Raw genomic sequence first — 25,922 nt, 5'->3', positions numbered from 1 at the left:
GCTCACATGCGCTTTTTTTGGTTATATTTCCTCAAAAATTCCCTTGGCAACCTGTATCGCCGATGCGGCACGCGGCCAACCTCCATAAAAGGCGAGGTGAGTCATTGCCTCGATCAATTCTTCTTCGGATAGACCGTTCTCCAGGGCCAGACGGATATGAAAGGGTAACTGCTCGGTAAGTCCACCGGCAACCAGGGCCGATATCGTCAGGAGACTGCGTTCCCGAAGCGATAACTGCTCCCTTCTCCATACCTCCCCAAAGAGCACCTCCTCCGAATAACGCGCGAACGAAGGAGCAATGTCTCCAAATGCTTCAAGAGCATTCGATGCAATTCTCCGATGCTTCATTCCAATACCTCTCTTCCTTATATGAACATTCATTCAATCATCTGTGCGATGCCATTGCCAAACGTCCAGTCCTCGAATTCTGTATCGACCAGCACGACGAAGACGTCTTCTTTCCTGATGCCCAGTGTGCTCGACAACGTCTCGGCCAGCTTGCTGTAAAAGCCCCTTTTCTGCTCCTTGCTTCTCCCGGATTTGAGCGTAATCTGAATATAGAGCAGCCCATCCGTTCGCTCTATGTTTAAATAATTCGGACTGTAATAAAATTCGCTTGCTTTATGGGCATGGTAGACTTGAAAGAAATCATCTTGCGGCACGCTAAAATATTCCCTTAGAGCACTCATAATTTCGCGGCTAATGATAGGCAGCTGTTGGTCATCGTATTTGTTCTCCAAGTAACTGACTCTGACAAAAGGCATGTCACTTCACTCCTTTACTGGTGTAACTTCATTGTACTCCCCGCCTTTTATTCTGTATAATTGAATTAAATGATACGTAAATTCAAATTATCCGATGGAGATATCTGCTAATGGACCTAAAAGAACTAACTACATTTCAAACCATCCTGCAAGAAGGAAACTTCTCTAAAGCAGCCGCCAAACTGAACTACGCACAATCCACAATCACCAATCAGGTTCAACGTCTGGAGAAGGAACTGGGCATCAAGCTGTTCAAACGGGGCTGGGATTCTGAGCTTACAGCTTCGGGGCGGATATTTGCCGCTGAGATCGACAGTCTGATCCGACATTGGAACTATGTTGCGGACCAGGCAAAAGCTCTGCAAAAAGAGGAGATCGGAACGCTCAGGATCGGAGGGCTGGAATCATTGACAGAGCAGATACTACCAAAGTCACTGCTGCGGTTCATGGAGCATAAGCCTAATGTATCCTGCCATTTTGTGATCGGTAACACCGCTTCGCTCTCGCATGCCCTGCTTCAGAATCAATTGGATTTTGCCATCTGTGGAGAGCCTGTTGACCTATCTTCGTATCACTTCGAACCCTTGTATCAGGAGCGGATATCTTTTATCGCAGGGAACAACCACCCTTTGGCCGCAAAAGATGAGATCGCTTTCGAGGAATTGCTTGGTTATCCAATCATTGCCGGGGGAGCTACCTGTCTATATCATTCCCAATTATCGAAGCAGTTCTCCCGGTACACCGGAACTCCCTTTCTGCATACCGTAAGTCAAATCTCTGCCATTGCGGGCTTCGTCCAGCAAATCGATTTTATAGGAGCCGTCCTCGAATCTACGCCGTTACCACCGAATGTGGTGAGACTCCAGGTCACGCTGAAGGAAGCCTCCATTCCCGTAGGCCTGCTGCAATTACGTAACGATGAGTATCTCTCCTCATCCAAGAAGCTTTTGATGCAATTTGTAAAGGAGGAGCTGGAGTCTATTCACGATTAAGGCAGGTGGAGTAACGGGGATGCGAGCAGCACTGCAGTGATAAAAACGAGCTGAATTCCTATGCGGACCGGTAATTTTGGCACAGGCTTGCCCCCGATTGTCATATTCATGCGTGCTGCATAGATATTGGCGGGGAGCATGGCAATAAGAAGCAAGATCAGGCATACAGAAGCAGTTGCTGAGAAAGCGGGCAGCAGGATACCTATAGCTCCGGCCATTTCCAGCATCCCGGTAATCGTCACGATCCATTCTTTCTGCGGAAAAGCAGGCGGCACCATTCTGACCAAATCCGGCCGCCGCCGTCCCCAGTGAGCCGAAGCTCCGAAAAGCAGCATCACAGCTACAGCCCACTGAAGGGCGGTTTGCCAGTCATTCCAATACGTCAAGCCTAGTAGACCTATTCCCCGGAACAGTAAAAAGGATACGATGAGCGCTATAAAAGGAACCATTTAACCTCTCCCCTTCTTGTTACTTCATATTGCTTCATCTCAATTCTTCAGAATACCAGCCATAATACCGGATATTTCTTTCGCAGAAAGGGTCCCGGAAGAGGCGCGCAGGGACGCCCGCACACGCAGACCTAATGACAGCAGAACGAACAGCTCCGCCATCTCATCAGGGTTCACCGTTTCTTTAATCACCCCGTACTTTTGCCCCGTGATAATCCACTGCCTGGAGACCGACACCGACCGCTCATGAAAATGCTCAAGCACCTCCGCTACCGCCGGTTCATTCTCCTTGCCCAGCAGGTATAGAAGCACCTTGTTAGTCGCTTCATGGCTGTCTTCCAATCCGGCAAGACTTCTGGCGATGGCATGCATCGGCCCGTCGAAGCTTTTATCAATACTGCCTCTTACTTCCTCCTCAAAACGATCATTCACAGCGTCAAGCCGCTCCTCCAGCACCCAGGCAAAAATCTCATCCTTGCTCTTCACATAATGAAATATCGCCCCCTTAGATAATTGCGACTGCTCCATAATATCCTTCAAGGTAATGGCATGACAGCTCTTGTCCCGCAGCAGCTCCTTGGTCCCCTCCAGCAGCTGCCGGATCGTCTGCTTCCGCCGGTCTGCATTCTTCATTGCTATTCTCCTCTTCTGCCTTACATAGGTAAGATTAGATTAAATTAAAATATGATTACTGTTGATTATACATACCGACCGTTGGTTTGTAAATTAGTGCGTAAATAAAAAAAAGGTTCGGAATGTTCCGGATAACGTGGATTAATTCCTCCATCATTTCTCCGGCTCCCGAGCCCATGATTTTAATATCTATCCGATATGTATATTATTTCCATCTATGCCTCTTCATCCTCTTCGTCTTCATCTTCATCAAAGCCGCCATATTGATCCGGTGCCTCTCCCTCGATCTCCGTGACCATAGGCAGTTTTTGTCCCGGCTTCACTTCAGTCTCTCCCAGATATTGAACAATCATTCTCCACTCATCGCCATAATCGAATAGGAGCAGCATCTTTTGTTTGGGGGTATGAAAAACTTTACTGATTGTTGCTTTTTGCACTCCAGGAAACCTATCCCCCGCCCCCACATCAGCAAATAATTCATAGCCTTCCTCAGAGCGTGTCCAGTTTTTGAGATTATCATAGAATCCAAAGGCATGATCCAGATCAAAATCAAAAGATTCAATCGTAACTGCCGCAAGATCGTACAGCGACGCCTTTGCAGAAATTGCAATCTTCCGGGTAGGCCGACCACGCACCGCACCGTTCCAATCGCTTAAGGTTACTTTGAATAATCTGGCTTGTTCGTTGTTAGTCATCGGACTCTCCCCTTTTATCAATTCATTCTTCCTCACGCATTCTCCGAACCTCATTGTACAGTTTTTTTGCTTCATTAGGCGTCAGTATACCTTCAGATTCAAGAATATCGTCAATTGAATAGTCATCTTCAGCTAGCTCACTAGTTGTTTGTTTATCCATTCTTTTTGGCACAAGCATGTTTGATTTCAGCCTCCTATGAGGATTTAAGGATAATATACATGCAAACAATAAATAAAAGAAAACAAAAATATAAATCCTCTATAGTATACTGCACGATTAGAACCTCTGTAACTACTTATTGATTCCTGGATTTGTAGCGCTATAATAAGAAACATAGGTTGTGAAGCACACGCCGCTTTTAATGCTCTGCCCCTTCCGAGTTAGATTCTTGGAGAGGGTTGAGTATTGAGGCGGCTTTTTTGCGGGAAAAATAAATACTAAGTTGAGCGTTCGAGGAGGAGTACGGATGCCGCGATTTGAGCAGCAGTACGAGGAATGGTTAGTTAGCAATCTTAAGAATGAGAGCAACCACAGGCGCAAGGAGTTACTTGGCAAAGGATTAGGCCACGGAACAGTTGAATTTCTCCGCAAGGTATGGTTTCCGGCAATCGGCAATTTCGATCATTTGTTTCCAGAATGGGAAGTGCGTGATTTCAATAACGGGTACCGCTATCTGGACTTGGCTTATATGCCTGGAGGTGCAAAAGGCGGGATTGAGATTCAAGGCTATGGACCTCACGCCAGAGATCTGGATGTCAGACGCTTCAAGGATCTATGCCGCCGGCATTGCTTACTGGCCCTTGATAGTTGGACTTTTCTTCCTATCGCTTATCCTTCAATTATCGAAGAACCCAAGCAATGTCAGCAGTTGGTGTTGTCTTTTATCGGCAAATTCATTGCGACGGATGTTTCTTCCACATTAACTTGGCTGGAAGCGGAGACCCTTCGTTACGCAAGACGTCTGCTCAGGGCATTCACACCTTTCGAGCTTGCTAAGCATCTCAGGGTAACGGATAGGCACTCCAGACGAATTCTGCATCATTTGGTCGAACAACAGTTACTGGATGTGGCCGGAGGACAGCAGCGTTATCGGACATATCAGCTTAGAGTTTAACGTATGTTTAGGAGCATGAATTATAAAGCTGATATGGTAAAAACACTTGAATTCCGTGGCTGTGAGCGTGAAGAAGTAGAGGTATCAATCAGCTGTAACGGACCGAGACGCACCTATTTCTACAAAAAGCACAATTTTACCAAGCTTACGGACTCAGTGGGATTAGAATTGAAAGTAGACGACAGTTAACGGACGGAGGGATAATAAGGGCAACGGAGGTGCATCCCTATGGGAGAAAAACGACAACGGTATAACGAAGAATATAAGAAGCAAACGGTAAAGTTCATTCAAGAGCAGACGAAGAGCATAGGGGACATCGCGCAAGAGCTGGACATTCCGAAAAGTACGCTGCACCAGTGGATGGGGCAATACCGGGAGCTAAAGAATGAACCGGTAGCCAGTATGGATCGGGTACGGGAACTCGAAGCCGAGCTCCAAGAGATGCGCCGTCAGCTCCAAGAGAAAGACAGTCGACTTGCCGATACAGAGGAAGAATTAGCAATCGTAAAAAAAGCAGTGCACATCTTCAGCAAACCAAGGAACTAAGATTCCAGTTCATGAAGGACCATCGCTCCGCGTTTCGCTTGGAGAAGATGTGCAGTACCCTACAGGTATCCAGGAGCGGATATTACAAGTGGCTGAACGCCAAAGTCAGTGTGCAAGCCCTCCGCAAGGCTGCCGTTATGGAGCGAATCCGGTACCATTTTGACGACCATCAAAAACGGTATGGAAGTCCGAAGATCACCCGCCTGCTGCATCAGGAAGGCTATACGGTCACGGAACGCACAGTGAGTGTGTACATGCGAGAAATGAAGCTCCGCTCTATTGTATCTAAGCCATACCGTGTGCAGACGACCGATTCCAAGCATAATAATCCCATTGCACCAAACACACTGAACCAAGAGTTTAAGGTGCTTAAGCCCAACACCGTATGGGTCACCGACATCACGTATATCCCTTGTCGTGGAGGTCGCTTATACCTAGCTAGCGTCATGGATCTATGCACGCGAGAAATTGTAGGGTGGCGGCTGTATAACCATATGGAGACGAGCCTGGTCTTAGACGCGCTGCAGGCGGCGTACACGGCGAAGCGACCCGGCGAGGGCCTACTGCACCACTCTGACCGAGGGTCTCAATATACCTCAAAAGAATATGTCGACCAACTAAAGACATACCACATGAAATCCAGCATGAGCCGTAAAGGAAACTGTTACGATAACGCCTGCATTGAGTCTTGGCACAGTATTTTAAAGAAAGAGCTCATCTACTGTAATCCGCGCTTCAAAAACCCGGAACAGGCATATGATGCTATTTTCCAATACATTGAGTTCTATTACAATCGCAAGCGAATGCACAGCTCACTGGGGTATCTTTCCCCCGCCCGCTTTGCTAAGCAATTCACTAAAAAATCCGTTGCGTAACAGTCTACTTTCTTGACAGAAGTCCACAGATGGCGCTATTTATTAGATTTCATCTCATATTTGGATGGTGAAGAGGCCTTAAGCGCGATACGGTCCGTTAGCCCTTTCAATTATACTGAATAGAGAAAATAAGGGCTGTGGGGTCCGTAGCAATCCTTTAGACACATCTAGAACCGAAGGAACTCGATGGAAACCATATTTCGCAGTTTGGGTTCGGGGGTTCGGGTTCGGGGGCGGGGTCGGGTTCGGGGTTCAAGGTTCGGGAATGGACCTCAAGCCCTTGCTGTTCCCCTACTTAATCACCCATATTCCATGAAACAGCAAAAGAACGGCATCTCTGCCGTTCTTCATGTGATGGACTCTCAGGGGCTCGAACCCTGGACAAATAGATTAAGAGTCTACTGCTCTACCAACTGAGCTAAGAGTCCGTATGAAATTGGTGGAGCCAAGGGGGATCGAACCCCTGACCTCATCGCTGCCAGCGATGCGCTCTCCCAGCTGAGCTATGGCCCCATATTTTTTACAATTTTGCCAATTTAGAATTACATTATGTATTCTACAATCTGATCTGAGCGAGAAGCTCAAGTCGCTTATTCATCAATGTGTTTCGTAGGCGACTTCTATATAATACAGAAATCTGCTTTCAGTGTCAACACTTTTCCGAAATTAATTTTGATACAAGACGCTCCACCCGGGAACTGACCTCTCAACCTCAAGGCCAGCCCCACTACCCCAATCGAATCCTTCACTTCTAAACGGCGAAGCTTACAGCCCGTCCAGCTCCTCAGTCTTGGACAGCAGTCCCTTCAGTTCCTTCATGAACATGTTGATGTCCTTGAACTGGCGGTACACGGACGCGAAGCGGACGTAGGCTACCTCGTCGACAGGGTAGAGCTGCTCCATGACCAGCTCGCCGATCTGGCGGCTCTCGATCTCGGCGAGAGCGATGCCGCGCAGGCTTTTCTCCACCTCAGATACGATGACCTCCAGGCGCTCTACAGGGACCGGACGCTTCTCGCAGGCACGGATCAGGCCGCGGAGGATTTTGTCACGGCTGAACTCTTCACGGCTGCCGCCTTTTTTGATCACAATCAGGGGGGTCTCTTCAATCATCTCGAAGGTGGTGAAACGGCGGCTGCACAGTTCGCATTCCCGCCTGCGGCGAATGGACTTATTCTCGTTGGCAGGGCGCGAGTCCAGGACTTTGGTATTGGTGTGGTCGCAGTAAGGACATTTCATAAGCTTCTTCACTTCCTCATCATTAGAATGGTCAGGCCCCGTCCCTTGATACACAAGGGCTATGCGGGCATCATTTAATTTCCAGAAAACACCGTTTATTTGTTGTTATGAATCTGACATGTCCGGCACATAATACAGTTACCAACCGATAGGAGGTGAACAGCAATGAGCCAAAATAACAACTCCAATAACCTGGTAGCTCCAAACTCACGCGGTGCCTTGGAACAACTGAAATATGAAGTTGCCCAGGAACTAGGTATCACCCTCTCCCCAGACGGATACCAAGGCAATAAAACTTCTTACGAAAACGGTTCGATCGGTGGTTACATCACTAAACGTCTTGTAACCCTGGCTGAACAGCAACTGGCAGGTCAGTACAAATAATACCTGCCCACACGACATAAGCTTGCCTAAGAAGTATCGAACGGCCTCCGGCCGTTTGATGCTTCTTTTACATAACAGCAGCAGAAGTAACAAGCACCCTAGAACTCACTATAGAGCTCGGTGTATTGATCATAATAATAAATTACACGCTGTACGTAGTGACGGGTCTCACCGAACGGAATGTCCTTCACAGAGGCTTCTGTTCCGTCCCATTGCCCTTCATCCAACCAGCTCTGCACCTTACCAGGTCCGGCATTATAGGCGGCTATGACCGCTATACGGTTGCCGTCGAACTGCTTGGACAGCGTAGACAAATACCAGGTGCCCAGTTCAATATTGGAGGAGGGCTCTTCCTTCAGCCGCTCCAGCGACACGTCGGGGAGCTTGGCCTTTTCGAGCGCCCACTTGGCGGTATCCGGCATGAGCTGCATGAGCCCCAGTGCGCCTTTTTTGGATTCGCGGCCAGTCTTATAATTGGTCTCCACACGGATGATGGACGCCACCAGGAATGGGTCCATCTCATACGTCTGGCTGTGCTGGCGGATCTCTGCTTTAAAATAAATGGGATAAAACCATGACATCCAGTTGGAGCCAAGAAACAGGATCGCGGTGAAGCCGATGAACAGCAGCAGCAGGACTCTTTTTTGCGCAGCCACTTCATCATATCAGACCCAGCCTGTCCCACAGACGGGCAACCTGAAGCTCGGCAGACTCAGGATCACCGCTATTGTCGATCACAAATGTCGCTTTCCTGCGCTTCAGTTCAATATCCATCTGCGACCTCAGCCGGTCCTCAGCCTGTTCCAGCTTCATTCCGCTGCGCTCCATGAGGCGGGCTAGCTGCACCCTCCTCGGAACATAGACCACAATAATCTGATCGAACAAGGAATCCAGCTCTGATTCGTAGAGCAGCGGAATGTCCACAATGACGAGCCGCTGCGGATTCTCTTGTTCAAGCGCATACATTCTGTCCTTAATCTCCCTGCGGATTGCCGGATGGGTCAGGTTATTCAGTGTCTTGAGCGCCTCCGGGTCCCGGAAGACAATCTCGCCAAGACCTGCCCGGTCCAGCGAACCGTCAGGCAGCAGAATGCGGTCTCCAAAAGCCTCCACCGCCGCCGCCAGCACCGGGTGCCCGGGGAGCATCACCTCTCTGGCGATGACATCGGCATCCACCAGTGCAGCTCCCTTGCGGACAAACAGTGCAGACACGGTGCTTTTTCCCGAAGCGATGCCTCCGGTTAAGCCTATAATCATGTACTCACCTCATAATAACTTCATTATACCCATTACAATTAATAATATCGCGGGCAGCGCAGCGGCATGCTTCATCCAGTAGCTGCCTGATAATCTCAGTCCTGTCTTCATTCCCATCAGCAAAAAGGTCCCGCTGAATACAGCGATCATCAGCGAGGTGGACCACGGGCTGAATCCGAGTAGTGCCGCACCGAGGCCGGCACCGAAGGCATCCAGCGACAACGCGATCCCCAGGATCATGGCTTCCATGGAGGAGATGCTTCCCGAGGCATCCATATCAGCGGAAGACGGCGTGCGGAGAATCTGTATAACCACGCCCAGATGGCGAAGCTCCAGCGAGAATACAGCCGGCTTCAGCTCTGCCTCAGCACTCTGTGCGGCAGCAGCCGTCTCCCTCCTGATCTCCTGCCCGGGCGCAGCCTCTTCCTGCTCCTTCTCCTTCTGTGTCAGCATCTGGAACAGGGACCAACAGCCCATTAAGACGAGAATAACCGCTCCGACACTGGAAGCGGCATTCGGGGAGACTACCTTTGCCAGCAGCACGCCGACCTGCATAGAACCATAAATGACGACCCCTGAACAGAGCGAGATAATGATAATGGAGAGCAGGGGAATTTTCATTTTACGCAGTCCATATGTAATGCCTACACCAAATCCATCCAGACTAAGCGCAAACGCAAGCAACAGCAGTGACAACAATGGGCTAAGCACCCGCAATCCCTCCCGTGAAGAACCGGAGCCGGAGCTCCGTTTCGCCATAATCAGCAATCTTCACACATTATATGGGCGGGACGGGCAGGAAGTGCCTGCCTTTATACATAACGGTTATAACTCAGATGTAACTTGCCTGGAAACGGGCTGTAAATGCGGCGCTGACTCTAAATAAATATTACAGAATCAGTACAGGTACCGGCTGGCAGCTGGGACAATAATGCGTTCCCCGTCCGCCGACCACACTCTTCTCAATCAGCGTGCCGCAGGTGGCACACGGCTGATCCTTGCGTCCGTAGATCTTGTGCTGATCCTGGTAGCTCCCGCTCTCTCCCTGGCCGTTGACATATGACTTCACGGAGGAGCCTCCGGCATTCACTGCTTCCGTCAGTGTTGCGACAATAGCATGATGCAGTCTGGCCAGCTGATCCTCCGAGAGGGACTTCGCGGTCTCCTCCGGGTGGATGCCTGCACGGTGCAGGGACTCATCTACATAAATATTGCCGATACCTACTATATATTCCTGATTGAGCAGCAGCGGCTTGATCTTGGTGCTCCGCTTAACGACAATCTCCTTGAACCGTTCCAGCGTGAAATCGGCATCCAGCGGCTCCTGCCCCAGCTTGTTCAGCGGCTTCAGCTGCAGATCCTCTCCCGGCTGGAATAGATGCATCGTCCCGAACTGGCGCACATCCGTATAACGCAGCTCCGTCCCATCTGTGAAATGGAAAATAACATGCGTATGCTTGTCCAGCAGCTCGCCCTCACGGTACACCCCGTAACGGCCCTCCATCCGCAGATGGGAGACCATCACCAGCCCGTCAAATACGAAACGCAGGAACTTGCCTCTGCGCTCAACCGTTACCACTGTATGGCCTGCCAGCATATGGGCAAAGACCTGAATATCATCCGGGCGCTGAATGATCCGCGGCAGCCGGACGGTGACATGCTCTATCTGCTTGCCTGTAATTAACTCATTAAGTGTTCTTCTGACTGTTTCGACTTCCGGCAATTCCGGCATCATGGCTCACCTCCACTCCATTATACCGGATATCTGCCATGTGCGGGGAGCCTATTTCGCTTCGTACCAGTTGCTGCCATAACTTACCTCTGCCTTCAGCGGAACAGACAGCTGCAGCGCTCCGGCCATCACCTCGGGCAGAAGCTGCTTCATTTGCTCCAGCTCCTCCTCCGGCACCTCGAATACTAACTCATCGTGTACCTGGAGCAGCATCCGGCTCTTCAGGCCGCGCTCATGCAGCGCCTTGTCCATATGAACCATGGCCAGCTTGATAATATCCGCAGCGGTTCCCTGAATCGGCGTATTCATCGCCGTACGTTCTGCGAAGGACCGCAGATTGAAGTTCTTCGCATTGATCTCCGGCAGATAACGGCGGCGTTCCAGCAGAGTAGTAACATACCCCTGCTTACGGGCCTCGACTACGATATCATCCATGTAACGGCGCACACCTTGGAACACCTCGAAATACTGCTCAATGAACCTGGCCGCTTCCTTGCGCGGGATGTTCAGGTTCTGCGACAGGCCGTAATCGCTGATGCCGTAGACAATCCCGAAGTTAACTGCTTTGGCGGAGCGGCGCATATTACTGTCCACACTCTCCGCAGGGACGCCGAATACGTCCATGGCGGTCTTAGTATGAATATCCATATCCTCGACAAAAGCTTCCTTCATCCGCTCATCACCTGAGATATGCGCCAGCACACGCAGCTCGATCTGCGAGTAATCCGCCGCCAGAATCGACCAGCCCGGCTCGGAGGGCACGAATACCTTACGGATCTTGCGGCCCTCTTCGAGCCGGATTGGAATGTTCTGCAGGTTCGGGAACTGGCTGCTGAGCCGGCCCGTGGCCGCAATCGTCTGCCGGTAAAAGGTGTGTACCTTGCCGGTCTCCGGCGAGATTTCCTTCATCAGGCCTTCCACATACGTGGATTGCAGCTTGGCAATGGTACGGTATTGCAGAATCAGGCGCACAGCGTCATGATAAGGCGCAAGCTTTTCCAGTACCTCGGCATCCGTCGAATACCCGGTCTTCGTCTTCTTCACGACCGGCAGACCGAGCTTCACGAACAGAACCTCGCCCAGCTGCTTCGGAGAATTAAGATTGAATTCGGTTCCGCAAGCGGAGTAGATCTCAGTGACCAGCCGGGAGATCTGGGCTTCAAATTCCCTGCCGAGCTGGACGAGATCATCCTTGTTAACAGCAATGCCCTGCTTCTCCATATCGGCGAGAATCCGTGACAGCGGCATCTCCAGGTCCTGGAACAGACCGGTCATGTCCGTCTTGTCCAGCTCCTCCTGCTGCTTCTGTACAATGCCAAGCACAGTCGCACTCTTACGGGCGACATGCTCACCGAGAATCTTAAGCTCAGGAATTCTATATTTGGCCCCTTTGCCGAAGACATCCTCATCCGGCGACAAGCGGGGTAGGCCGTATTTCGTGGTCAGGTCATTCAGATTCTGGCTGGCTTCGGTCGGGTCCAGCAGGTAGGCGGCCAGCTGAACATCGTTAGCGGCTCCGGCAAAAGCAATCCCCTGCCAATGCAGCGCCAGATCGGCACGGTGCAGATCATACCCGCTCTTCGGCGCCTGCTCGTCACCGAGCCAGTCCCGCAGGGGTGCTGCCGCCTTACTCTTCAGCAAGGCAAAAGACACAAAGTAATGCTGCTCCGGCGAAGACAGCCCGAGACCGATCACTTCGGCACGGTGCGGGTTCTCCCCGTTAGATTCCACATGCAGGGCGGAGATGCCCGGCAGTGCCTGAACCAGCTTCTCTATTCCGGCTTCGTCAACAATTGTAATATTAAGCTCTGCGGCTTCCACCACGGGGGAACCCGTCAGGCTGCCGTCCGCCGCATGTGAATAGGCGCTCAGCGACAGGCGCTCCAGCAGCGAGCGGAATTCCAGCTTGGCGAGCGCCGGCCCAGCCGTGTCCGTGTTAATCCCGCTGAAGACCATATCCTCCCACGTATGCTCAAGCGGAACCTCGCGGTAGATCGTCGCCAACTTTTTGCTCATGATGGCGCTGTCCGCATGCTCTTCCAGCTTCTCTTTCATCTTGCCCTTCAGCTCACCGGTTCCGGCCAGCACGCCCTCCACCGATCCGAACTGCTGGAGCAGCTTAAGCGCTGTCTTCTCCCCGACTCCCGGCACCCCGGGAATATTATCGCTGGCATCGCCCATCAGCCCCTTCAGATCAATGATCTGCTCTGGGGTGAGATCATATTTGTCACGGATCTGCTTAGGTCCGTAAAGTTCCACTTCCGTAACTCCCTTGCGCACCAGCGCTATGGTGGTATGCTCGGAAGCCAGCTGCAGCATATCCTTATCCCCGGACACAATCATCACCTGACGGCCGGCGGCATCCGCTTCCCTGGAGATGGTGCCGATAATATCGTCGGCCTCGTAGCCTGCAATCTCGAACTGCGGAACTCCCAGACCCTTCAGCAGTTCCTTGAGCAGCGGGAACTGCTCGGACAGCTCCGGCGGGGTCTTCTGACGCCCGCCCTTATAATCCTCATAGCCTTCATGCCGGAAGGTAATCTTCCCCGCGTCGAAGGCTACAATCATATGTGTCGGTTTATGCTCCTCCAGCAGACGCAGCAGCATCGTCGTGAAACCGTATACCGCATTCGTCTGCTGTCCCGCTGTATTCGTCAGCGGCGGCATGGCGAAGAACGCCCGGTAAATGATATTATTTCCATCAATGAGTATCAGCTTGTCCACACTAGCACCTCGCCTTTTTCTTGCTTTCTCCTTACATAGTAACATATGCTCCGCACCAAGACGAAATGGCTCTGCCACGAATCGCCGCTTTATGCCAAAATAAAAAACAAGCCCCCGGAATGAAGGCTTGCCTCTGGCAGTCTATACTGTTATTGGTTCAAATCCGGACGTTTACCTGTAACCAGATACACTACACTCTCGCCAATATTCGTGGCATGATCGGCAATCCGCTCAATGTAACGGCCAACCAGTGTGAGCAGCATCGCCTGATTCACTGTCTCAGGCCTCTGAACCATATAAGTGTACAGTTCGTTAATCATCGCGCTGTACAGACCATCGACCTGATCGTCATCCTGCGCCATTTTGTAGGCCAGATCCGTATTCTCGTCCAGATAAGACTGAATAGCCTCCGTGGTCATGATCGTAACAAGCTCAGCCATGCGCGGAATATCCACAAGCGGCTTAATCAGCTGCTGTCCCTGGATGCGCATCGTTACCTTGGCTACATCCAGTGCCAGATCGCCCATACGCTCCAGATCGCTGGAGATTTTGAAGGCTACAATAATGCGGCGCAGGTCCTTCGCCACCGGCTGCTGGGTGATGATCAGCCGTGAGCCGATCTCCATAATCCGGTCTTCCATGGCGTTCAGCCGCAGGTCCGCTTTGACAATCTCCTGCGCCCGTACCGTATCAAGGGTCTGTAGGGCCAGTACCGCACCGTCGAGTGCATCCGTTACATGCTCGCCCATCTGCTGCAGCAGAGAGCGCAGTTCTTCCAGATCTTTATCGAATTCTTTTCTGCGAATCATATCGAAAGTGATCCTCCTCACAAACATTTGGTCATATCGGGTGAACAAGAGTGAACCTAAGACTTACGAAGCAGCCATTCTTAGCCGAAGCGGCCAGAAATATAGTCTTCTGTGCGGGAATCCTTAGGGTTCGAGAACAGCAGCTCCGTGTCCGCAGCCTCCACAATAACACCGTTCAGGAAAAATACAGTGCGTCCCGATACCCGGGCGGCCTGATGCATATTATGCGTGACCATTACAATCGTATACTTATCCCGCAGCTCCTGGACCAGCTCCTCAATCTTGAGTGTGGACACCGGGTCTAGCGCTGAAGTCGCCTCATCCATCAGCAGAATATCCGGCTGTACGGCAAGGGCTCTGGCAATACAGAGACGCTGCTGCTGGCCTCCGGACAGACTTAAGGCCGACTTTTTGAGGAAATCCTTCACTTCCTCCCAGAGTGCAGACTGGCGCAGACTTTGCTCTACCAGGACATCCAGCTCGGCTTTGCTCTTCACACCGTGCAGACGCGGGCCATAAGCCACGTTATCATAGATCGACTTGGGAAAAGGATTGGGCTGCTGGAACACCATCCCCACCTGCTTGCGCAGACTCTCCACTTCAATCTCGTCGCTGTAGATGTTTTTGCCGCCGATATTCACTTTACCTTCAATACGTGTTCCGGGAATCATGTCGTTCATACGGTTAAGGGTACGCAGCAATGTGGATTTCCCGCAGCCGGAGGGTCCGATAAACGCAGTCACCTGCTTCTCCGGAATCTGCAAATCCACCTTCTTCAGGGCATGGAATGACTCATAGTAGAGATCTAGCTTCTCTATGTCAATGATGGATTTCATTAGTTTCTGTTGTCTCCTTCTCATCATCTTCGTTCCCCATGATAAGCTTTCAGTGTAAATAGAGCTCCAGAGAATTGTTAACGCAGTGTAAAAATCCTTGTACAGTTAGACAATGCCGGAGGAGAAGATGCTTATCTTGTGAGAAAAGAACACCGTCATGTTAAATGACTGGTGTTCTCTTCTTGTTGACAACCAGCTTGTAGCCCACGCCGCGGATGGAATCAATATGCACGGATTCAGGGTCAAGCTCCAGCTTCTTGCGCAGGGAACTGACATGCACATCGACGGTACGCTGGCCTCCGATATAGTCGAAGCCCCAGACCGCATTCATCAGATCATCCCGTGTCAGGACAACGCCCGGCTTGCGGGCCAGATACAGCAGGACTTCAAATTCCTTCGGCCGCAGATTGATGCTCTGTCCGCCCAGCGAGACTTCATAACGCTCAGGGTAGATCTCCAGCTGTCCGAGAATAATCGTCGATGCAGACACCGCCGTCTCGGGCGGAGCTTCTTCGGCAATACCGGAGATCCGCCGCAGTACAGCGCTGACCCGCGCCAGCAGCTCGGATACGCCGAAGGGCTTCGTAATATAGTCATCCGCCCCGGACTTCAGCCCGCGGACGACATCCTCTTCCGCATTCTTGGCCGTCAGCACTATAACCGGTGTGCGGATGCCTTGTCCACGCAATTTATCCAGAATGTCAATGCCGTTCATGCCGGGCAGCATCAGATCCAGTACGATCAAGTCAAAAGGTTCTCTAGTCGCACGGTCATATCCTGCCGTTCCATGATCCTCCACCGTCACCTCGTAGCCTTCCTGTGTCAGGTTATAAGACAGCAGCCGGGCCAGTGTCGGTTCGTCTTCAATGACAAGCAATCGTTGTGCCATAGGTTCCCCCGTCTTTTCATAGGTTATTAATTTTACAAAACTGCACACATGCACATCATAGCACCACAATGTTAACTTGGTGTAAAATCATAAATTTATTCTCTATTGATCCGTTATGATCCGCAGGGTTATAGATTCTCTTCCTGCAGCAGCGGCAGTTCAAGGATGAACGAGCTGCCGATGCCCAGATCGCTCTCAACGTTAATTGACCCGCGGTGCAGCTCAACCAGATGCTTCACGATGGATAGACCGAGGCCGGTTCCGCCGGAGCTTCTGGAGCGGGCTTTGTCCACCCGGTAAAAGCGTTCAAAGATCCGGGGCAGATCCTTGCGCGGAATCCCCATCCCCGTATCACTGACTGTAAAGCGTACGCTCTCGGTGCCATCCTTCTTCTGGATGCTCACTGCGGTGACTCTGACATTCCCCCCGTCCTGGGTGTAGTTGATCGCATTGGAGAGCAGATTCATGAAGATCTGGCGCAGCTTGTCTTCATCTCCCTCAATGAATAGCTCCGCAGGCACATCCGAGCTAAGTGTAATCTTCTTCTTCTCCGCAACCTTACTGAGCGTTTCCAGTACGGAGTCGAAGAATTCGATCAGATGAACCGGGGAGCATTCCAGCTGAACGCGTTTGGATTCGATTTTGGACAGCTCCAGGATGTCGCCGATCAGGCGGTTCAGCCGTTCATTCTCATCGTAAATAATCTGCAGGAACGAACGCGCCGTCTTCTCATCTGTAACGCCACCGCCGAGGAGGGTCTCGGCGAAGCCTTTTACCGCAGCGACAGGGGTCTTCAGCTCGTGGGAGACATTGGCGACGAATTCGCTGCGCATTTTCTCGAGCCTGCGGATCTCTGTAACCTCCTGAAGCAGGAACAGCATGCCCCGAGAACAGCCGTCCTGAATCATCGGCACCCCATCCAGACGCACAATCCGCTCCACCGGATTATAGATGCTGCGCTCCTCGTGAATAGGTTCACCTGCGGACACCCCATCATCAATTAGCCGGGTAAGCTCATAATGATGCTTAATCTCCTTGTAGGAATGTCCGGTCATCTCGCTGTGCTTCACATCGAGCAGCCGTTCGGCGGCCCGGTTAAGCAGGGCAATCTCCCCTTCAGCGTTAATCATCACGATCCCGCCGGTCATATTGTCGAGTACGCTCTGCAGCAGGTCCTCATTGTCGCGGATGGTCTTCAGCTGGGCCTGGAGACTGTCGGCCATCGCGTTGATGGCTGTAGCCAGCTGGCCGATCTCATCCTTGCGCTTCATGGGCACCCGGGCATCGTAATCGAGATCGGTAATCCGCCGCGCCACTCTGGTGATCTGCTCCAGCGGTGAGGTCATACTGGAAGCCACCTTGTAGCTCACCAAGGTTGCGGCAATGAACAGCAGCACCAGCCCCCCTGCCATGATCATCCACGCCCGGTTCAGTCCTTCGGATACGGTATCGAGCCCCATCGACAGCCGGATATACCCGTCAAAGCCCTGATCGGAGGACACGGAACCCGCCACATACATCATTTCACGGTCTAATGTATCGCTGTAACGGATCGCCCGGCCAATCCCTTCCTTCGCGGCCAGCAGCTCCTCTTCGCGGGTAGAGTGGTTGTCCATATCACGCGGATTCTTCTCCGAGTCCCCAATGACCCGGCCTTGCTTCGTAATGAAGGTGACACGTGATCCGGTCAAGATGGATATCCTCTCTGCCTGTTCTGTATAGTAGTTCAGGGCATCCGGGCTGCTGGTATCCATGAATGAGAAGGTGCCGGAGAGCAGCTTTATTTCCCGGGACATGTTCTCTTCCAGCACGGAAATATGCGAATCCTTGAACAGCTGAGCCATGGTGATCCCGGCCCCGGTCATTGATATTCCTATCAGTGCCATAAGTATGATGGTAAGTCGAATGCGGAATGGTTTCATCTGCGGCGGTCCTCTTCCCTCGTGTTTATGTCCATGAGAACACTCTACCTGCATTTTCGGCAAAATACCAGTTCCGGCGGCGATTATCAACGGGGTGTAAAATGTGCGGGGGGCGAGGGAGGAGCGTTGTCTAAGATCCAAGAGCCTGGGCCGAGGATGGAGCGCTGTCTGAGATCCAAGAGCCTGGGCCGAGGATGGAGCGCTGTCTGAGATCCAAGAGCCTGGGCCGAGGATGGAGCGCTGTCTGAGATCCAAGAGCCTGGGCCGAGGATGGAGCGCTGTGGGATCTATAATGGACGCTCCGCAAACGGACTGTTGTTCCGATCGCTGTTGTGTCCAGATTTTTATTATTTTTACCTGATCGGTGAAAATCCGGACACAAAGGCGAACGCTACCGCTTCTCCGCGGGTCAGTCCGCCCGCTGCGCTGTTTAAGTGGTGGGAGATACAGGAAAACCCTGTAAACCTCAGACCCTCGCACACATCCAGCACGCTCACCCTTGCTCCTATACAATGTATTCGGTTTTCCGAATACAATCGGCCCGCGTACCTCGCCGCTAAACATTGTGTTCGGTTTTCCGCATACATTCGGCTCGCACACCTCACCAATGCGCATTGTATTCGGTTTTCCGCACACATTTAGCCCGCAGACCCAGCACGTGCACATTGTGTTCGGTTTTCCGCATACATTCGGCCCGCACACCTCGCCACTGCCCATTATGTTCGGTTTTTCGCCTATATTTGGCCCGCATACCTCGCACCTGCGCATTGTGATCGGTTTTTCGATTACATTTGGCACGTGCACTCCCAACCTGCGCATTGTGATCGGTTTTCCGATTACATTTGGTACGTGCACTCCCAACCTGCGCATTGTGATCGGTTTTCCGATTACATTTGGCACGTGCACTCCCAACCTTCGCATTGTGATCGGTTTTTCGATTACATTTGGCACGCACACCTCTCCAACCAGAAAACGCCCTTCCTAATTGGCATACTACACCACTTAGAAAGGGCGGCCCCGTTTTGTTACTTACATGCGCTACTGATCCTTCCAGCGCTGCACGGTCAGTGTGACCGTCTGCGACCCGCCTGACGTCGTGAGCGTCCGGTTCGCAATATCTGCACCGCTGGATGCGGTCTCTACTGTGCCCCAGCTTATACGTCACGGCGCTGCCTGCCGGAAGATTCAAGGTGATGGAATAGACGCCGTCACTGCCACGGGTCAGCAGATAGGCTACATCTGCCGCATTCCAGCTGTTGAACGAACCCGTCAGATAGACCGGAGCATTCGCCGGAGTCGAACCTGGTACGTTAACCCGGAAGGTTACGCTATCCGCCTGCGGTTCCCCGGAGGTCAAGCTTCCCCCGACCAGACTGGAACTGCCGGTGCCAAAATGATAGTTATTCCCGCCATTGTTATCCCAGGTCCCGCTGCCGTTATTAAAGGCTGCGGTTAGACCTGTGGCGCTGCCAAGCGGGATGGTAATGGCTTTGTAGCCACTGAAAGTAGAGGCCTGCATCTGCACACCCGGTGAAGTCGTCCAGGTGGTCGCCCCATCCAGCTTGTAATGAATGTATGAGTTACTGAATGCCGTATTCTTGTAATAGATGGTCGCGGTGTTGCCCGCCGGTGTGGCGGTTGGCACAGGTGTCGCCGTTGGCGCTATGGTTGGTGTTGCACTCGGAGCTACCGTCGGTGTTGCGGTCGGCGCTACAGTTGGTGTAGCTTTTGGAGTTGCAATAGGCGTTGCACTTGGTTTAACTGTCGGTGCCACCGTTGGCGTAGCACTCGGCTGGGTCGTCGGGGTCGCAGTTGGTACTGTTGTCGGTGTTGCGGTCGGCGCTACAGTTGGTGTAGCAGTCGGTGCTACGGTTGGTGCCACCGTAGGAGCCACGGTCGGTGTAACCGTCGGAGCTACACTCGGCGATGCAGTTGGCGCAGCAGGACCGCCCGGCTGGATTTTGCCAGAGCCGGTGTAGGTCCAGGTGCCGGTGCCGAACAGATAATTGCTGCCCCCGTTACTGTCCCAGGTGCCGCTGCCATTGTTGAAGCAGGCTTCGAGCTGGGTAGCTGCGCCGATGTTAATGGTGATTTTGTGATAGCCTGCTACCTCAGCGGCCGGAATCGCTACGCCTGGGGCTGTCGTCCAAGTCCCGCCCACTGGACGGTAATGAATGTACGGATTGGTGTAACCCTGCTTATAATAGATCGTTACATTATTGCCCGCCGGTGTGGTAGCAGTTGCTGCGGCACTGAAGCCGGAGAGATTGCCGGAGGCATCATAGGCTTTAACTCTGTATTCATATGTTGTACTGGCCGACAAGCCACTGTCTGTATATGAGGTGGAAGCTGTTGTTCCGATTTTGATGCCATTGCGGTAGAGCTCATAGCCGGTAACACGAATATTATCTGAAGCGGCATTCCAGGTCAGCCCGATAGAAGAAGCATTAACCACTGTGGCCTGAACATTGCCTGGAACAGCCGGAGCTTCAGTATCCGGGACAGCGGGCACATCTGTGATGAACGGATGCGTCCCTTCAATAGTACCTTGCATGCTCTCCGTATATTTGCCGTTCGCCAGCTTATATTTGCCGGCACCGACATAGACCTGCTGGATATCACTTTTGGTCACATTGCCTTTAGCATCCTTGGCTTCAATGTAGTAGTCCAATAGCTGATCGCGGTAATCGGAGATGTAGGAGAAATACAGATTCCCGATATCCGTGGCCGGAACCTTCTGCATAATCGTCTTGCTGCTTGGCTGCCAGTCAACACCGTTAATATCGGCGCTCAGGTCGCGGACATTCATCGGGTATTCCGTCCACGCGCCAACCTTGGCAGGGTCAATACCAGGTACTCCGGCTGCGGCCAGACCTGCGGGATCATATACTTTGAAGGTATTATCCGCTGCGTCTGCCGTCTTATCACGGTGTGCCCGGACCTTCACCTTGATCTCGCTGATTCCGCTGGTGTCGAACGCATACGTATAGATGGCAAAAGCATTATTGTAATGCTGCAGGGTCCAGCCCTCTGCCTTGCTGACATTGGCGCTGCCCGGATTGTACGGGTAACGCTGGGGCCACCAGACGGAGGGGCCGGTTTTGTCTTTGGCCAGCTTTTGCGATACATAGGGCTTGGAGAAGTATAACGATTGATTGAAGGACAATGCCGGCTTCACGCTGTCATCCACATTCTCATCGTAATAGCCGAATCCCGAATCCATCGCAGGCAGCAGGAAATACCAGGCCAGCTCAGCAGGATTGGCACCTCCAGCATAGTCATTCGCCGTGTTGCCCTTCACAGGATAGGAGAGCATCCACGGATTCAATTGATTGCCTTCGTAGGTCACCTCACGGTCCAGCGGGTTCGCAGGCTTCCAATAATTCGGGTGCTCCTCCAGCCAGATCTGCTCAGCGGTCTTGGCATAGTTCAGGGAAGCCTGTAACAGTGCGAAATTACGCTCCAGATAATGATAGCCCTTCTCGAAGGATACCGTCATGCCTTCCTCGACACCCGCCAGATTCTTCTTCGGGGCGTAAGCAGTCCCATTCACCTGATTGAAGGCCGCGAACTGGCCTTTCCAGATCCCAAACGGCAAATGCCAATGGTACCAGGTCGGATCAGACGACGAATCCCGGGTATCGATCCAGGAGCCGTCCTGCACATGGACCACATCGGATGCGGCCGGTGTATTGCTGCGCAGATACTCATCGATCCCCATACCGGTCACGCCGCTGCTGGCATAGGTAACATTCCCGGCATTGCGCCAGGTCTCCTCGGAGCCGGCCCGGCCTGAAGAATTATCCCCGTCATGGGCCACGACAAAAATCTGCTTCTGCGCAACCAGATTCTCATACGGCTTAAGCGCATCTGCTTTTACCTGGCCCAGATACCCTTCTTCCCAGGACTGCGCCTGGGCGACAGGCACGCCGACCACTCTCGATTCTGCCCCGGTTGCCGGGTCCACATAACGGACCCAATGGGCCGTTGAGGCAAAAGGATATTTATTATAGACCACCTGCTGCTCATTGAACATCGGCTCACTCACCCAGGCTCCGGCTGTACTGACATTCTGCAGATCGCTGCGGTTGGGCGGTGAGATCATCGTATCTGTGCCCGGACTGTCCAGCAGCGGATAATCCTTAAGGGTGCGGGAGAAATGGTTGTTGCCGATCACGGACCACTGGATGCCAAGCTTGTTCAGCACCGGGATCATCCGCTCTGAGAACCCCAGCTCTGTCGGAAAAAATCCCTTAGACGACTTGTAGCTGCTGCCCAGGAAATAAGGCTGAGCCATCGTGGCTCCATGATAAATCATATCCTTGAGCAAATAGTCATTGCCGACCAGCGGTCCCATCGAATGGTGTCCGGAGAAATGGATCAGGTCGAGCATGTTGTCGCCGCCTGTGGTCCGAAGCTGATTTACGGCATTCTTCCACGGGGTTCCCCAGGCCGGATTATTGTATCCGCTTACATTTCCTTGTTGAATAATACTGTTCACATTGTTCACCACGGACCCCGACATAGTAACATGCATCTGCGCCTGGGGATGATTGCTGTGCAGCGTGTTCGCCACACTCCAGGGCCAGGTTAAATACGCGCCCGTCTTGGCGTGATGGGAATAGTAAGAGACCAGATCATCATGGGGCATGGGAGATCCATTCGGCAGATAATAGGGATATCCAGCGGGCGGATTCTGCTTCAGTTGGATCACTTCACCATCGTAGGTATAGCGGATCGGACTGCCTACAGGAGTGGAATTGTAAGTGTTCAAGTCATAGTAAGCCCAGAAATTCGGCATATGATTATGGTAGACATGCGTAGCGGCAATCTCTGCCGAGACAGGGGACACTAATGCCGGAACGCTCAGAAGCCCGCCCAGGAGCAGGGCTGTAATCTTGCGCAGGGACCTGGAGGTCTTGGTCATGGTTCAACTCCTTCTTATCGGGTTCATTCTTCGTCAAAAAAACGGGGGCGGCGGACATCCATCCCCCGCCCCCTCAAGCGGCTTACTGATCCTTCCAGCGCTGCACGCTTAGTGTCACTGTCTGTGCTCCGCCTGCCGGTGTGAGCGTCCGGTTCGCAATGTCCGCCCCGCTGGACGCGGTCTCTACCGTACCCCAGCTTCCGCGCGTCAGCTTATACGTCACGGCGCTGCCTTCCGGAAGGTTCAAGGTGATGGAATAGACGCCGTCACTGCCACGGGTCAGCAGATAGGCTGCATCTGCCGCATTCCAGCTGTTGAACGAACCCGTCAGATAGACCGGAGCATTCGCCGGAGTGGATCCCGGTACGCTAACCCGGAAGGTTATGCTGTCTGCCTGCGGTTCCCCGGAGGTCAAGCTTCCCCCAACCAGACTGGAACTGCCGGTGCCAAAATGATAGTTATTCCCGCCATTGTTATCCCAGGTCCCGCTGCCGTTATTAAAGGCTGCGGTTAGGCCTGTGGCGCTGCCAAGCGGAATGGTAATGGCTTTGTAGCCACTGAAAGTAGAGGCCTGCATCTGCACACCCGGTGAAGTCGTCCAGGTTGTCGCCCCATCCAGCTTGTAATGGATATACGAATTACTGAAGGCTGTATTCTTGTAATAGATCGTCGCAGTGTTGCCCGCCGGAGTGGCGGTTGGCACAGGTGTCGCCGTTGGCGCTACGGTCGGTGATGCTGTTGGTGTTGCACTCGGTGCTACGGTTGGTGTAGCAGTCGGTGCTACGGTTGGTGCCACCGTAGGCGTCAGGGTTGGTGTCGCTGTTGGTGCTACGGTTGGTGTAGCCGTCGGCGTTGCCGTTGGCGTTACCGGACCGCCTGCCTGGATATTGCCTGTAGGCGTATAGGTCCAGGTACCGGTGCCGAACAGATAATTACTGCTACCATTGCTGTCCCAGGTGCCGCTGCCGTTATTGAAGCAGGCTTCGAGCTGGGTGGCTGCGCCGATGTTAATGGTGATTTTGTTATAGCCCGCTACCTCAGCGGCTGGAATAGCCACACCCGGAGATGTCGTCCAAGTCCCGCCCACTGGGCGGTAATGAATGTACGGATTGGTGTAACCCTGCTTGTAGTAGATTGTCACACTGTTACCGGCAGGGGTAACGATCAGAGCGGCTGCGCTGAAGGCCGACAGATTCATGGCGGCATCATACGCTTTTACCGTATAAGAATAATTAGTGCTGCCTACAAGTCCGTTATCGGTAAAAGAGGTCGTAGCCGAAGTCCCGATCTTCACTCCATTGCGGTAGATTTCGTACCCGCTCACCCCGACATTATCGGTGGAAGCTGACCAGGACACCAGCGCGCTGGAGGCATTCTGTACGGTTGCTGTTACATTTCCCGGAACACTTGGTGCTTGCGTATCGGTTACCGGCTGTGTTTTGGAGTAGATTTTGGCCGAATTGGCACTTAGAGTAACTGTAATTTGCTTACCGGTAACACCGCCCGCCTGCACGGTCACAGTATCGGAGGGGTTCAACTGGTTCACCAGAACCGTACCTGCGGTTAGTGTGCTCTCGGCGCGCAGCGGCAGCGTTACCGTCTGTGATCCGCCGGATGCATTACTGAATGCGGAGATGACCTCCTGGCCGACATTCGTTCCGCTGTCAATCCGACGGGAGAATGCGTACAGGTTCTGTGCCGACCACATTTCGCGCTGGGTGCCGGTGCGCAGGGCCGGGTTGTTTTTGCGGATCTCATTGAGCTTGGCTACATGCTTGAAGGTGCTGGCATTCTCATTGAAATAATTCTCCAGCACATTGCCGCTTGCATCCCGCTTCACCATCGACCAGCGGTTCCACGTATCCGCGATGCCGCCCGTCATGATCTGCCCGTTGCCATTGCCCTTGTTCTGCTCCGTTCCCTGGAAGACCACAGGCGTTCCGCGCACGGTGAAGATAAAGGACAAAGCATTCTGCAGCTTCTCAACACTGCCCCCGGCCTCGGTCAAGAAGCGGTTGCGGTCATGATTGTCGATGAAGGTAACCATATGGTTGGTGTTGCCGCCGTAGTAGGAGTCTTGAGCCAGGGTGCCTTTAATATTTGCGTCAAAAGACTGCCCGTACGCGAAGCTGTTCAGCACGGAGAAGAACAACGGGAAGTCGAGCATCCCCCACTCCTTATTGGTACCGACCCAGCGGGAGACGAATTCGGCATTGCCGTCGAAATTCTCCCCAAAAGTGTTCACGCCCAGCAAATTTTGCAGCTCGCCGATATCGGTCGGCTTCATCAGCTTGGCCGCATCGACACGGGCGCCGTCTGCTCCCGTATAGTCAAACCAGCCCTTGATCGAGCTGAAGATGGCCTGCTTGGCGGCAGGAACATCAAAGTCGATATCATCCAGACCACCCAGATCATGATTCTCCAGATAATCCTGGGCCCACTGATCGTACCGTCCATCGGCAAGTGACCAGTTAATGTCCCCATTGTGATGGTACCAGGCCGGATTATTGAACGGAGCCGCAGGCTGCAATGTCGGGATATCATAATACGCCTGTGTGCCCAGCATATAATCGCCGATGTGATTAGGCACGACATCAATGATCACCTTAATCCCGAGCGCATGTGCGGAGTCTACAAGTTCTTTCAGCTTTTCTTTGGTGCCGAAGTAAGGGTTCGCCTTGTTCGGATCTTTGACATTGTAGCCGTGGTAGGCCGTGTTCTTGCCGGTACCGTTGTTCTCACGGTTAGTCATCTGCGGCTCGGCTACCGGTGAGATCCAGATTGCGGTATAGCCCATATTGTGAATATACGGGAGCTTGTCAATGACCCCCTGCCAGTCCCCGCCCTTCATATAACGGAAGTCCTCCTCGGAGTTCTCCCCGTAGCGGATAGCCGCGCCTGTTGCATTATTGGAAGAATCACCGTCATGGAAGCGGTCAACCATAATCTGATAAATCGTGTCATTCTCGGTTACGGTGCCAATACTCGCAGCCTCCGCCTTAGAAGGCGGTACAACAAACAGACTCATCGTGATGGACAGTACAATGGATGCGATTAGAACGGGAACAAGCAAGCGGTTACGTTTTCTTTTCATTCCTCATCTCCCTCTCATGTAAACCGAATGCAATACACTT

Annotated in this window: 23 protein-coding genes and 2 tRNA genes; 5 read left to right on the top strand and 20 right to left on the bottom strand. The window is 52.5% G+C overall.

Going from position 1 to position 25,922, the window contains the following annotated elements:
• Window positions 1-21 precede the first annotated feature (21 nt).
• Both NST26_RS09905 and NST26_RS09900 read right to left on the bottom strand, forming a co-directional pair.
• Window positions 22-348, bottom strand: a complete 327-nt coding sequence (locus tag NST26_RS09905; RefSeq protein ID WP_036725472.1) for a carboxymuconolactone decarboxylase family protein — start codon at window positions 346-348, stop codon at window positions 22-24.
• A 29-nt stretch (window positions 349-377) separates the two neighbouring features.
• Window positions 378-764 carry a tautomerase family protein gene (locus NST26_RS09900; RefSeq protein ID WP_340954480.1) on the bottom strand — a complete coding sequence of 129 codons (387 nt, stop codon included), beginning with the start codon at window positions 762-764 and terminating at the stop codon, window positions 378-380.
• A gap of 110 nt (window positions 765-874) precedes the next feature.
• Here NST26_RS09900 and NST26_RS09895 point away from each other — a divergent pair, with 110 nt between their 5' ends.
• The gene (locus tag NST26_RS09895; RefSeq protein WP_340954482.1) at window positions 875-1,756 is read left to right on the top strand and encodes a LysR family transcriptional regulator; all 882 of its coding nucleotides are present in this window, start codon (window positions 875-877) and stop codon (window positions 1,754-1,756) included.
• Here NST26_RS09895 and NST26_RS09890 read toward each other — a convergent pair.
• From NST26_RS09890 to NST26_RS09875, 4 genes are all read right to left on the bottom strand, one after another.
• A complete protein-coding gene (locus tag NST26_RS09890; RefSeq protein ID WP_340954484.1) occupies window positions 1,753-2,205 on the bottom strand; it encodes a DoxX family protein in 453 nt (150 codons plus the stop codon). The genes NST26_RS09895 and NST26_RS09890 overlap by 4 nt on opposite strands.
• Window positions 2,206-2,244: 39 nt before the next feature.
• Window positions 2,245-2,838, bottom strand: a complete 594-nt coding sequence (locus NST26_RS09885) for a TetR/AcrR family transcriptional regulator (protein ID WP_340954486.1) — start codon at window positions 2,836-2,838, stop codon at window positions 2,245-2,247.
• Between the two features lie 215 nt (window positions 2,839-3,053).
• Window positions 3,054-3,533, bottom strand: a complete 480-nt coding sequence (locus NST26_RS09880; protein WP_340954488.1) for an IS1096 element passenger TnpR family protein — start codon at window positions 3,531-3,533, stop codon at window positions 3,054-3,056.
• Window positions 3,534-3,555: 22 nt separating this feature from the next.
• Window positions 3,556-3,711, bottom strand: a complete 156-nt coding sequence (locus tag NST26_RS09875) for a hypothetical protein (protein ID WP_209874683.1) — start codon at window positions 3,709-3,711, stop codon at window positions 3,556-3,558.
• Window positions 3,712-4,000: 289 nt separating this feature from the next.
• Here NST26_RS09875 and NST26_RS09870 point away from each other — a divergent pair, with 289 nt between their 5' ends.
• From NST26_RS09870 to NST26_RS09860, 3 genes are all read left to right on the top strand, one after another.
• The gene (locus NST26_RS09870; protein ID WP_340954492.1) at window positions 4,001-4,648 is read left to right on the top strand and encodes a transcriptional regulator; all 648 of its coding nucleotides are present in this window, start codon (window positions 4,001-4,003) and stop codon (window positions 4,646-4,648) included.
• Between the two features lie 228 nt (window positions 4,649-4,876).
• Window positions 4,877-5,194, top strand: coding sequence for a transposase (locus NST26_RS09865; protein ID WP_036725045.1), 318 nt, complete (start codon window positions 4,877-4,879; stop codon window positions 5,192-5,194).
• 11 nt (window positions 5,195-5,205) lie between these two features.
• Window positions 5,206-6,069, top strand: a complete 864-nt coding sequence (locus NST26_RS09860; RefSeq protein ID WP_340979074.1) for an IS3 family transposase — start codon at window positions 5,206-5,208, stop codon at window positions 6,067-6,069.
• Window positions 6,070-6,424: 355 nt separating this feature from the next.
• Here NST26_RS09860 and NST26_RS09855 read toward each other — a convergent pair.
• From NST26_RS09855 to nrdR, 3 genes are all read right to left on the bottom strand, one after another.
• Window positions 6,425-6,497: transfer RNA gene (locus tag NST26_RS09855), tRNA-Lys, on the bottom strand.
• Window positions 6,498-6,506: 9 nt separating this feature from the next.
• Window positions 6,507-6,582, bottom strand: a tRNA-Ala gene (locus tag NST26_RS09850).
• Window positions 6,583-6,834: 252 nt separating this feature from the next.
• Complete coding sequence (gene nrdR / locus NST26_RS09845) at window positions 6,835-7,308, bottom strand: transcriptional regulator NrdR (RefSeq protein WP_036725557.1); 474 nt, start codon at window positions 7,306-7,308, stop codon at window positions 6,835-6,837.
• A gap of 165 nt (window positions 7,309-7,473) precedes the next feature.
• Here nrdR and NST26_RS09840 point away from each other — a divergent pair, with 165 nt between their 5' ends.
• Entirely contained in the window at window positions 7,474-7,692 is a 219-nt protein-coding gene (locus NST26_RS09840) for an alpha/beta-type small acid-soluble spore protein (RefSeq protein ID WP_036695868.1), read from the top strand.
• Between the two features lie 98 nt (window positions 7,693-7,790).
• On the opposite strand, the gene NST26_RS09835 is transcribed toward NST26_RS09840, so the two are convergent.
• From NST26_RS09835 to NST26_RS09785, 11 genes are all read right to left on the bottom strand, one after another.
• On the bottom strand, window positions 7,791-8,348 hold the full coding sequence (locus NST26_RS09835; protein ID WP_340979073.1) for a lytic transglycosylase domain-containing protein: 558 nt from the start codon (window positions 8,346-8,348) through the stop codon (window positions 7,791-7,793).
• 4 nt (window positions 8,349-8,352) lie between these two features.
• Window positions 8,353-8,949, bottom strand: a complete 597-nt coding sequence (coaE, locus tag NST26_RS09830) for a dephospho-CoA kinase (protein ID WP_036725559.1) — start codon at window positions 8,947-8,949, stop codon at window positions 8,353-8,355.
• A gap of 9 nt (window positions 8,950-8,958) precedes the next feature.
• Window positions 8,959-9,660: a sporulation membrane protein YtaF gene (gene ytaF, locus NST26_RS09825; RefSeq protein WP_036725560.1), complete on the bottom strand. Its 702-nt coding sequence runs from the start codon at window positions 9,658-9,660 to the stop codon at window positions 8,959-8,961.
• A gap of 178 nt (window positions 9,661-9,838) precedes the next feature.
• Complete coding sequence (gene mutM, locus NST26_RS09820) at window positions 9,839-10,681, bottom strand: DNA-formamidopyrimidine glycosylase (RefSeq protein ID WP_340958104.1); 843 nt, start codon at window positions 10,679-10,681, stop codon at window positions 9,839-9,841.
• Window positions 10,682-10,732: 51 nt separating this feature from the next.
• Window positions 10,733-13,405 (bottom strand): DNA polymerase I, encoded by a 2,673-nt coding sequence (gene polA / locus NST26_RS09815; protein WP_340954496.1) that lies wholly within the window; start codon window positions 13,403-13,405, stop codon window positions 10,733-10,735.
• A 149-nt stretch (window positions 13,406-13,554) separates the two neighbouring features.
• Window positions 13,555-14,214: a phosphate signaling complex protein PhoU gene (gene phoU / locus NST26_RS09810; protein ID WP_340954500.1), complete on the bottom strand. Its 660-nt coding sequence runs from the start codon at window positions 14,212-14,214 to the stop codon at window positions 13,555-13,557.
• Between the two features lie 80 nt (window positions 14,215-14,294).
• Window positions 14,295-15,050: a phosphate ABC transporter ATP-binding protein PstB gene (gene pstB / locus NST26_RS09805; protein WP_036725565.1), complete on the bottom strand. Its 756-nt coding sequence runs from the start codon at window positions 15,048-15,050 to the stop codon at window positions 14,295-14,297.
• 160 nt (window positions 15,051-15,210) lie between these two features.
• Window positions 15,211-15,939, bottom strand: coding sequence for a response regulator transcription factor (locus NST26_RS09800; protein ID WP_076082862.1), 729 nt, complete (start codon window positions 15,937-15,939; stop codon window positions 15,211-15,213).
• 128 nt (window positions 15,940-16,067) lie between these two features.
• A complete protein-coding gene (pnpS, locus tag NST26_RS09795; protein ID WP_340954502.1) occupies window positions 16,068-17,861 on the bottom strand; it encodes a two-component system histidine kinase PnpS in 1,794 nt (597 codons plus the stop codon).
• Window positions 17,862-18,462: 601 nt separating this feature from the next.
• Entirely contained in the window at window positions 18,463-22,788 is a 4,326-nt protein-coding gene (locus NST26_RS09790) for a carbohydrate binding domain-containing protein (protein ID WP_340954505.1), read from the bottom strand.
• Window positions 22,789-22,870: 82 nt separating this feature from the next.
• Window positions 22,871-25,882, bottom strand: a complete 3,012-nt coding sequence (locus tag NST26_RS09785; protein WP_340954508.1) for a carbohydrate binding domain-containing protein — start codon at window positions 25,880-25,882, stop codon at window positions 22,871-22,873.
• Window positions 25,883-25,922 lie beyond the last annotated feature (40 nt).

The sequence above is a fragment of the Paenibacillus sp. FSL R7-0128 genome (genome assembly GCF_038002245.1).
GTDB classification, from domain to species: Bacteria; Bacillota; Bacilli; order Paenibacillales; family Paenibacillaceae; genus Paenibacillus_AQ; species Paenibacillus_AQ silagei.
This window is presented reverse-complemented; position numbering and strand designations above follow the sequence as displayed.

What these genes read in the sequence shown, in the direction of transcription:
- NST26_RS09905 (WP_036725472.1), bottom strand. Translation starts at nt 348, where the DNA reads ATGAAGCATCGGAGAATTGCATCGAATGCTCTTGAAGCATTTGGAGAC.
- NST26_RS09900 (WP_340954480.1), bottom strand. Translation starts at nt 764, where the DNA reads ATGCCTTTTGTCAGAGTCAGTTACTTGGAGAACAAATACGATGACCAA.
- NST26_RS09895 (WP_340954482.1), top strand. Translation starts at nt 875, where the DNA reads ATGGACCTAAAAGAACTAACTACATTTCAAACCATCCTGCAAGAAGGA.
- NST26_RS09890 (WP_340954484.1), bottom strand. Translation starts at nt 2,205, where the DNA reads ATGGTTCCTTTTATAGCGCTCATCGTATCCTTTTTACTGTTCCGGGGA.
- NST26_RS09885 (WP_340954486.1), bottom strand. Translation starts at nt 2,838, where the DNA reads ATGAAGAATGCAGACCGGCGGAAGCAGACGATCCGGCAGCTGCTGGAG.
- NST26_RS09880 (WP_340954488.1), bottom strand. Translation starts at nt 3,533, where the DNA reads ATGACTAACAACGAACAAGCCAGATTATTCAAAGTAACCTTAAGCGAT.
- NST26_RS09875 (WP_209874683.1), bottom strand. Translation starts at nt 3,711, where the DNA reads ATGCTTGTGCCAAAAAGAATGGATAAACAAACAACTAGTGAGCTAGCT.
- NST26_RS09870 (WP_340954492.1), top strand. Translation starts at nt 4,001, where the DNA reads ATGCCGCGATTTGAGCAGCAGTACGAGGAATGGTTAGTTAGCAATCTT.
- NST26_RS09865 (WP_036725045.1), top strand. Translation starts at nt 4,877, where the DNA reads ATGGGAGAAAAACGACAACGGTATAACGAAGAATATAAGAAGCAAACG.
- NST26_RS09860 (WP_340979074.1), top strand. Translation starts at nt 5,206, where the DNA reads ATGAAGGACCATCGCTCCGCGTTTCGCTTGGAGAAGATGTGCAGTACC.
- nrdR (WP_036725557.1), bottom strand. Translation starts at nt 7,308, where the DNA reads ATGAAATGTCCTTACTGCGACCACACCAATACCAAAGTCCTGGACTCG.
- NST26_RS09840 (WP_036695868.1), top strand. Translation starts at nt 7,474, where the DNA reads ATGAGCCAAAATAACAACTCCAATAACCTGGTAGCTCCAAACTCACGC.
- coaE (WP_036725559.1), bottom strand. Translation starts at nt 8,949, where the DNA reads ATGATTATAGGCTTAACCGGAGGCATCGCTTCGGGAAAAAGCACCGTG.
- mutM (WP_340958104.1), bottom strand. Translation starts at nt 10,681, where the DNA reads ATGCCGGAATTGCCGGAAGTCGAAACAGTCAGAAGAACACTTAATGAG.
- phoU (WP_340954500.1), bottom strand. Translation starts at nt 14,214, where the DNA reads ATGATTCGCAGAAAAGAATTCGATAAAGATCTGGAAGAACTGCGCTCT.
- pstB (WP_036725565.1), bottom strand. Translation starts at nt 15,050, where the DNA reads ATGAAATCCATCATTGACATAGAGAAGCTAGATCTCTACTATGAGTCA.
- NST26_RS09800 (WP_076082862.1), bottom strand. Translation starts at nt 15,939, where the DNA reads ATGGCACAACGATTGCTTGTCATTGAAGACGAACCGACACTGGCCCGG.
- pnpS (WP_340954502.1), bottom strand. Translation starts at nt 17,861, where the DNA reads ATGAAACCATTCCGCATTCGACTTACCATCATACTTATGGCACTGATA.
- NST26_RS09790 (WP_340954505.1), bottom strand. Translation starts at nt 22,788, where the DNA reads ATGACCAAGACCTCCAGGTCCCTGCGCAAGATTACAGCCCTGCTCCTG.
- NST26_RS09785 (WP_340954508.1), bottom strand. Translation starts at nt 25,882, where the DNA reads ATGAAAAGAAAACGTAACCGCTTGCTTGTTCCCGTTCTAATCGCATCC.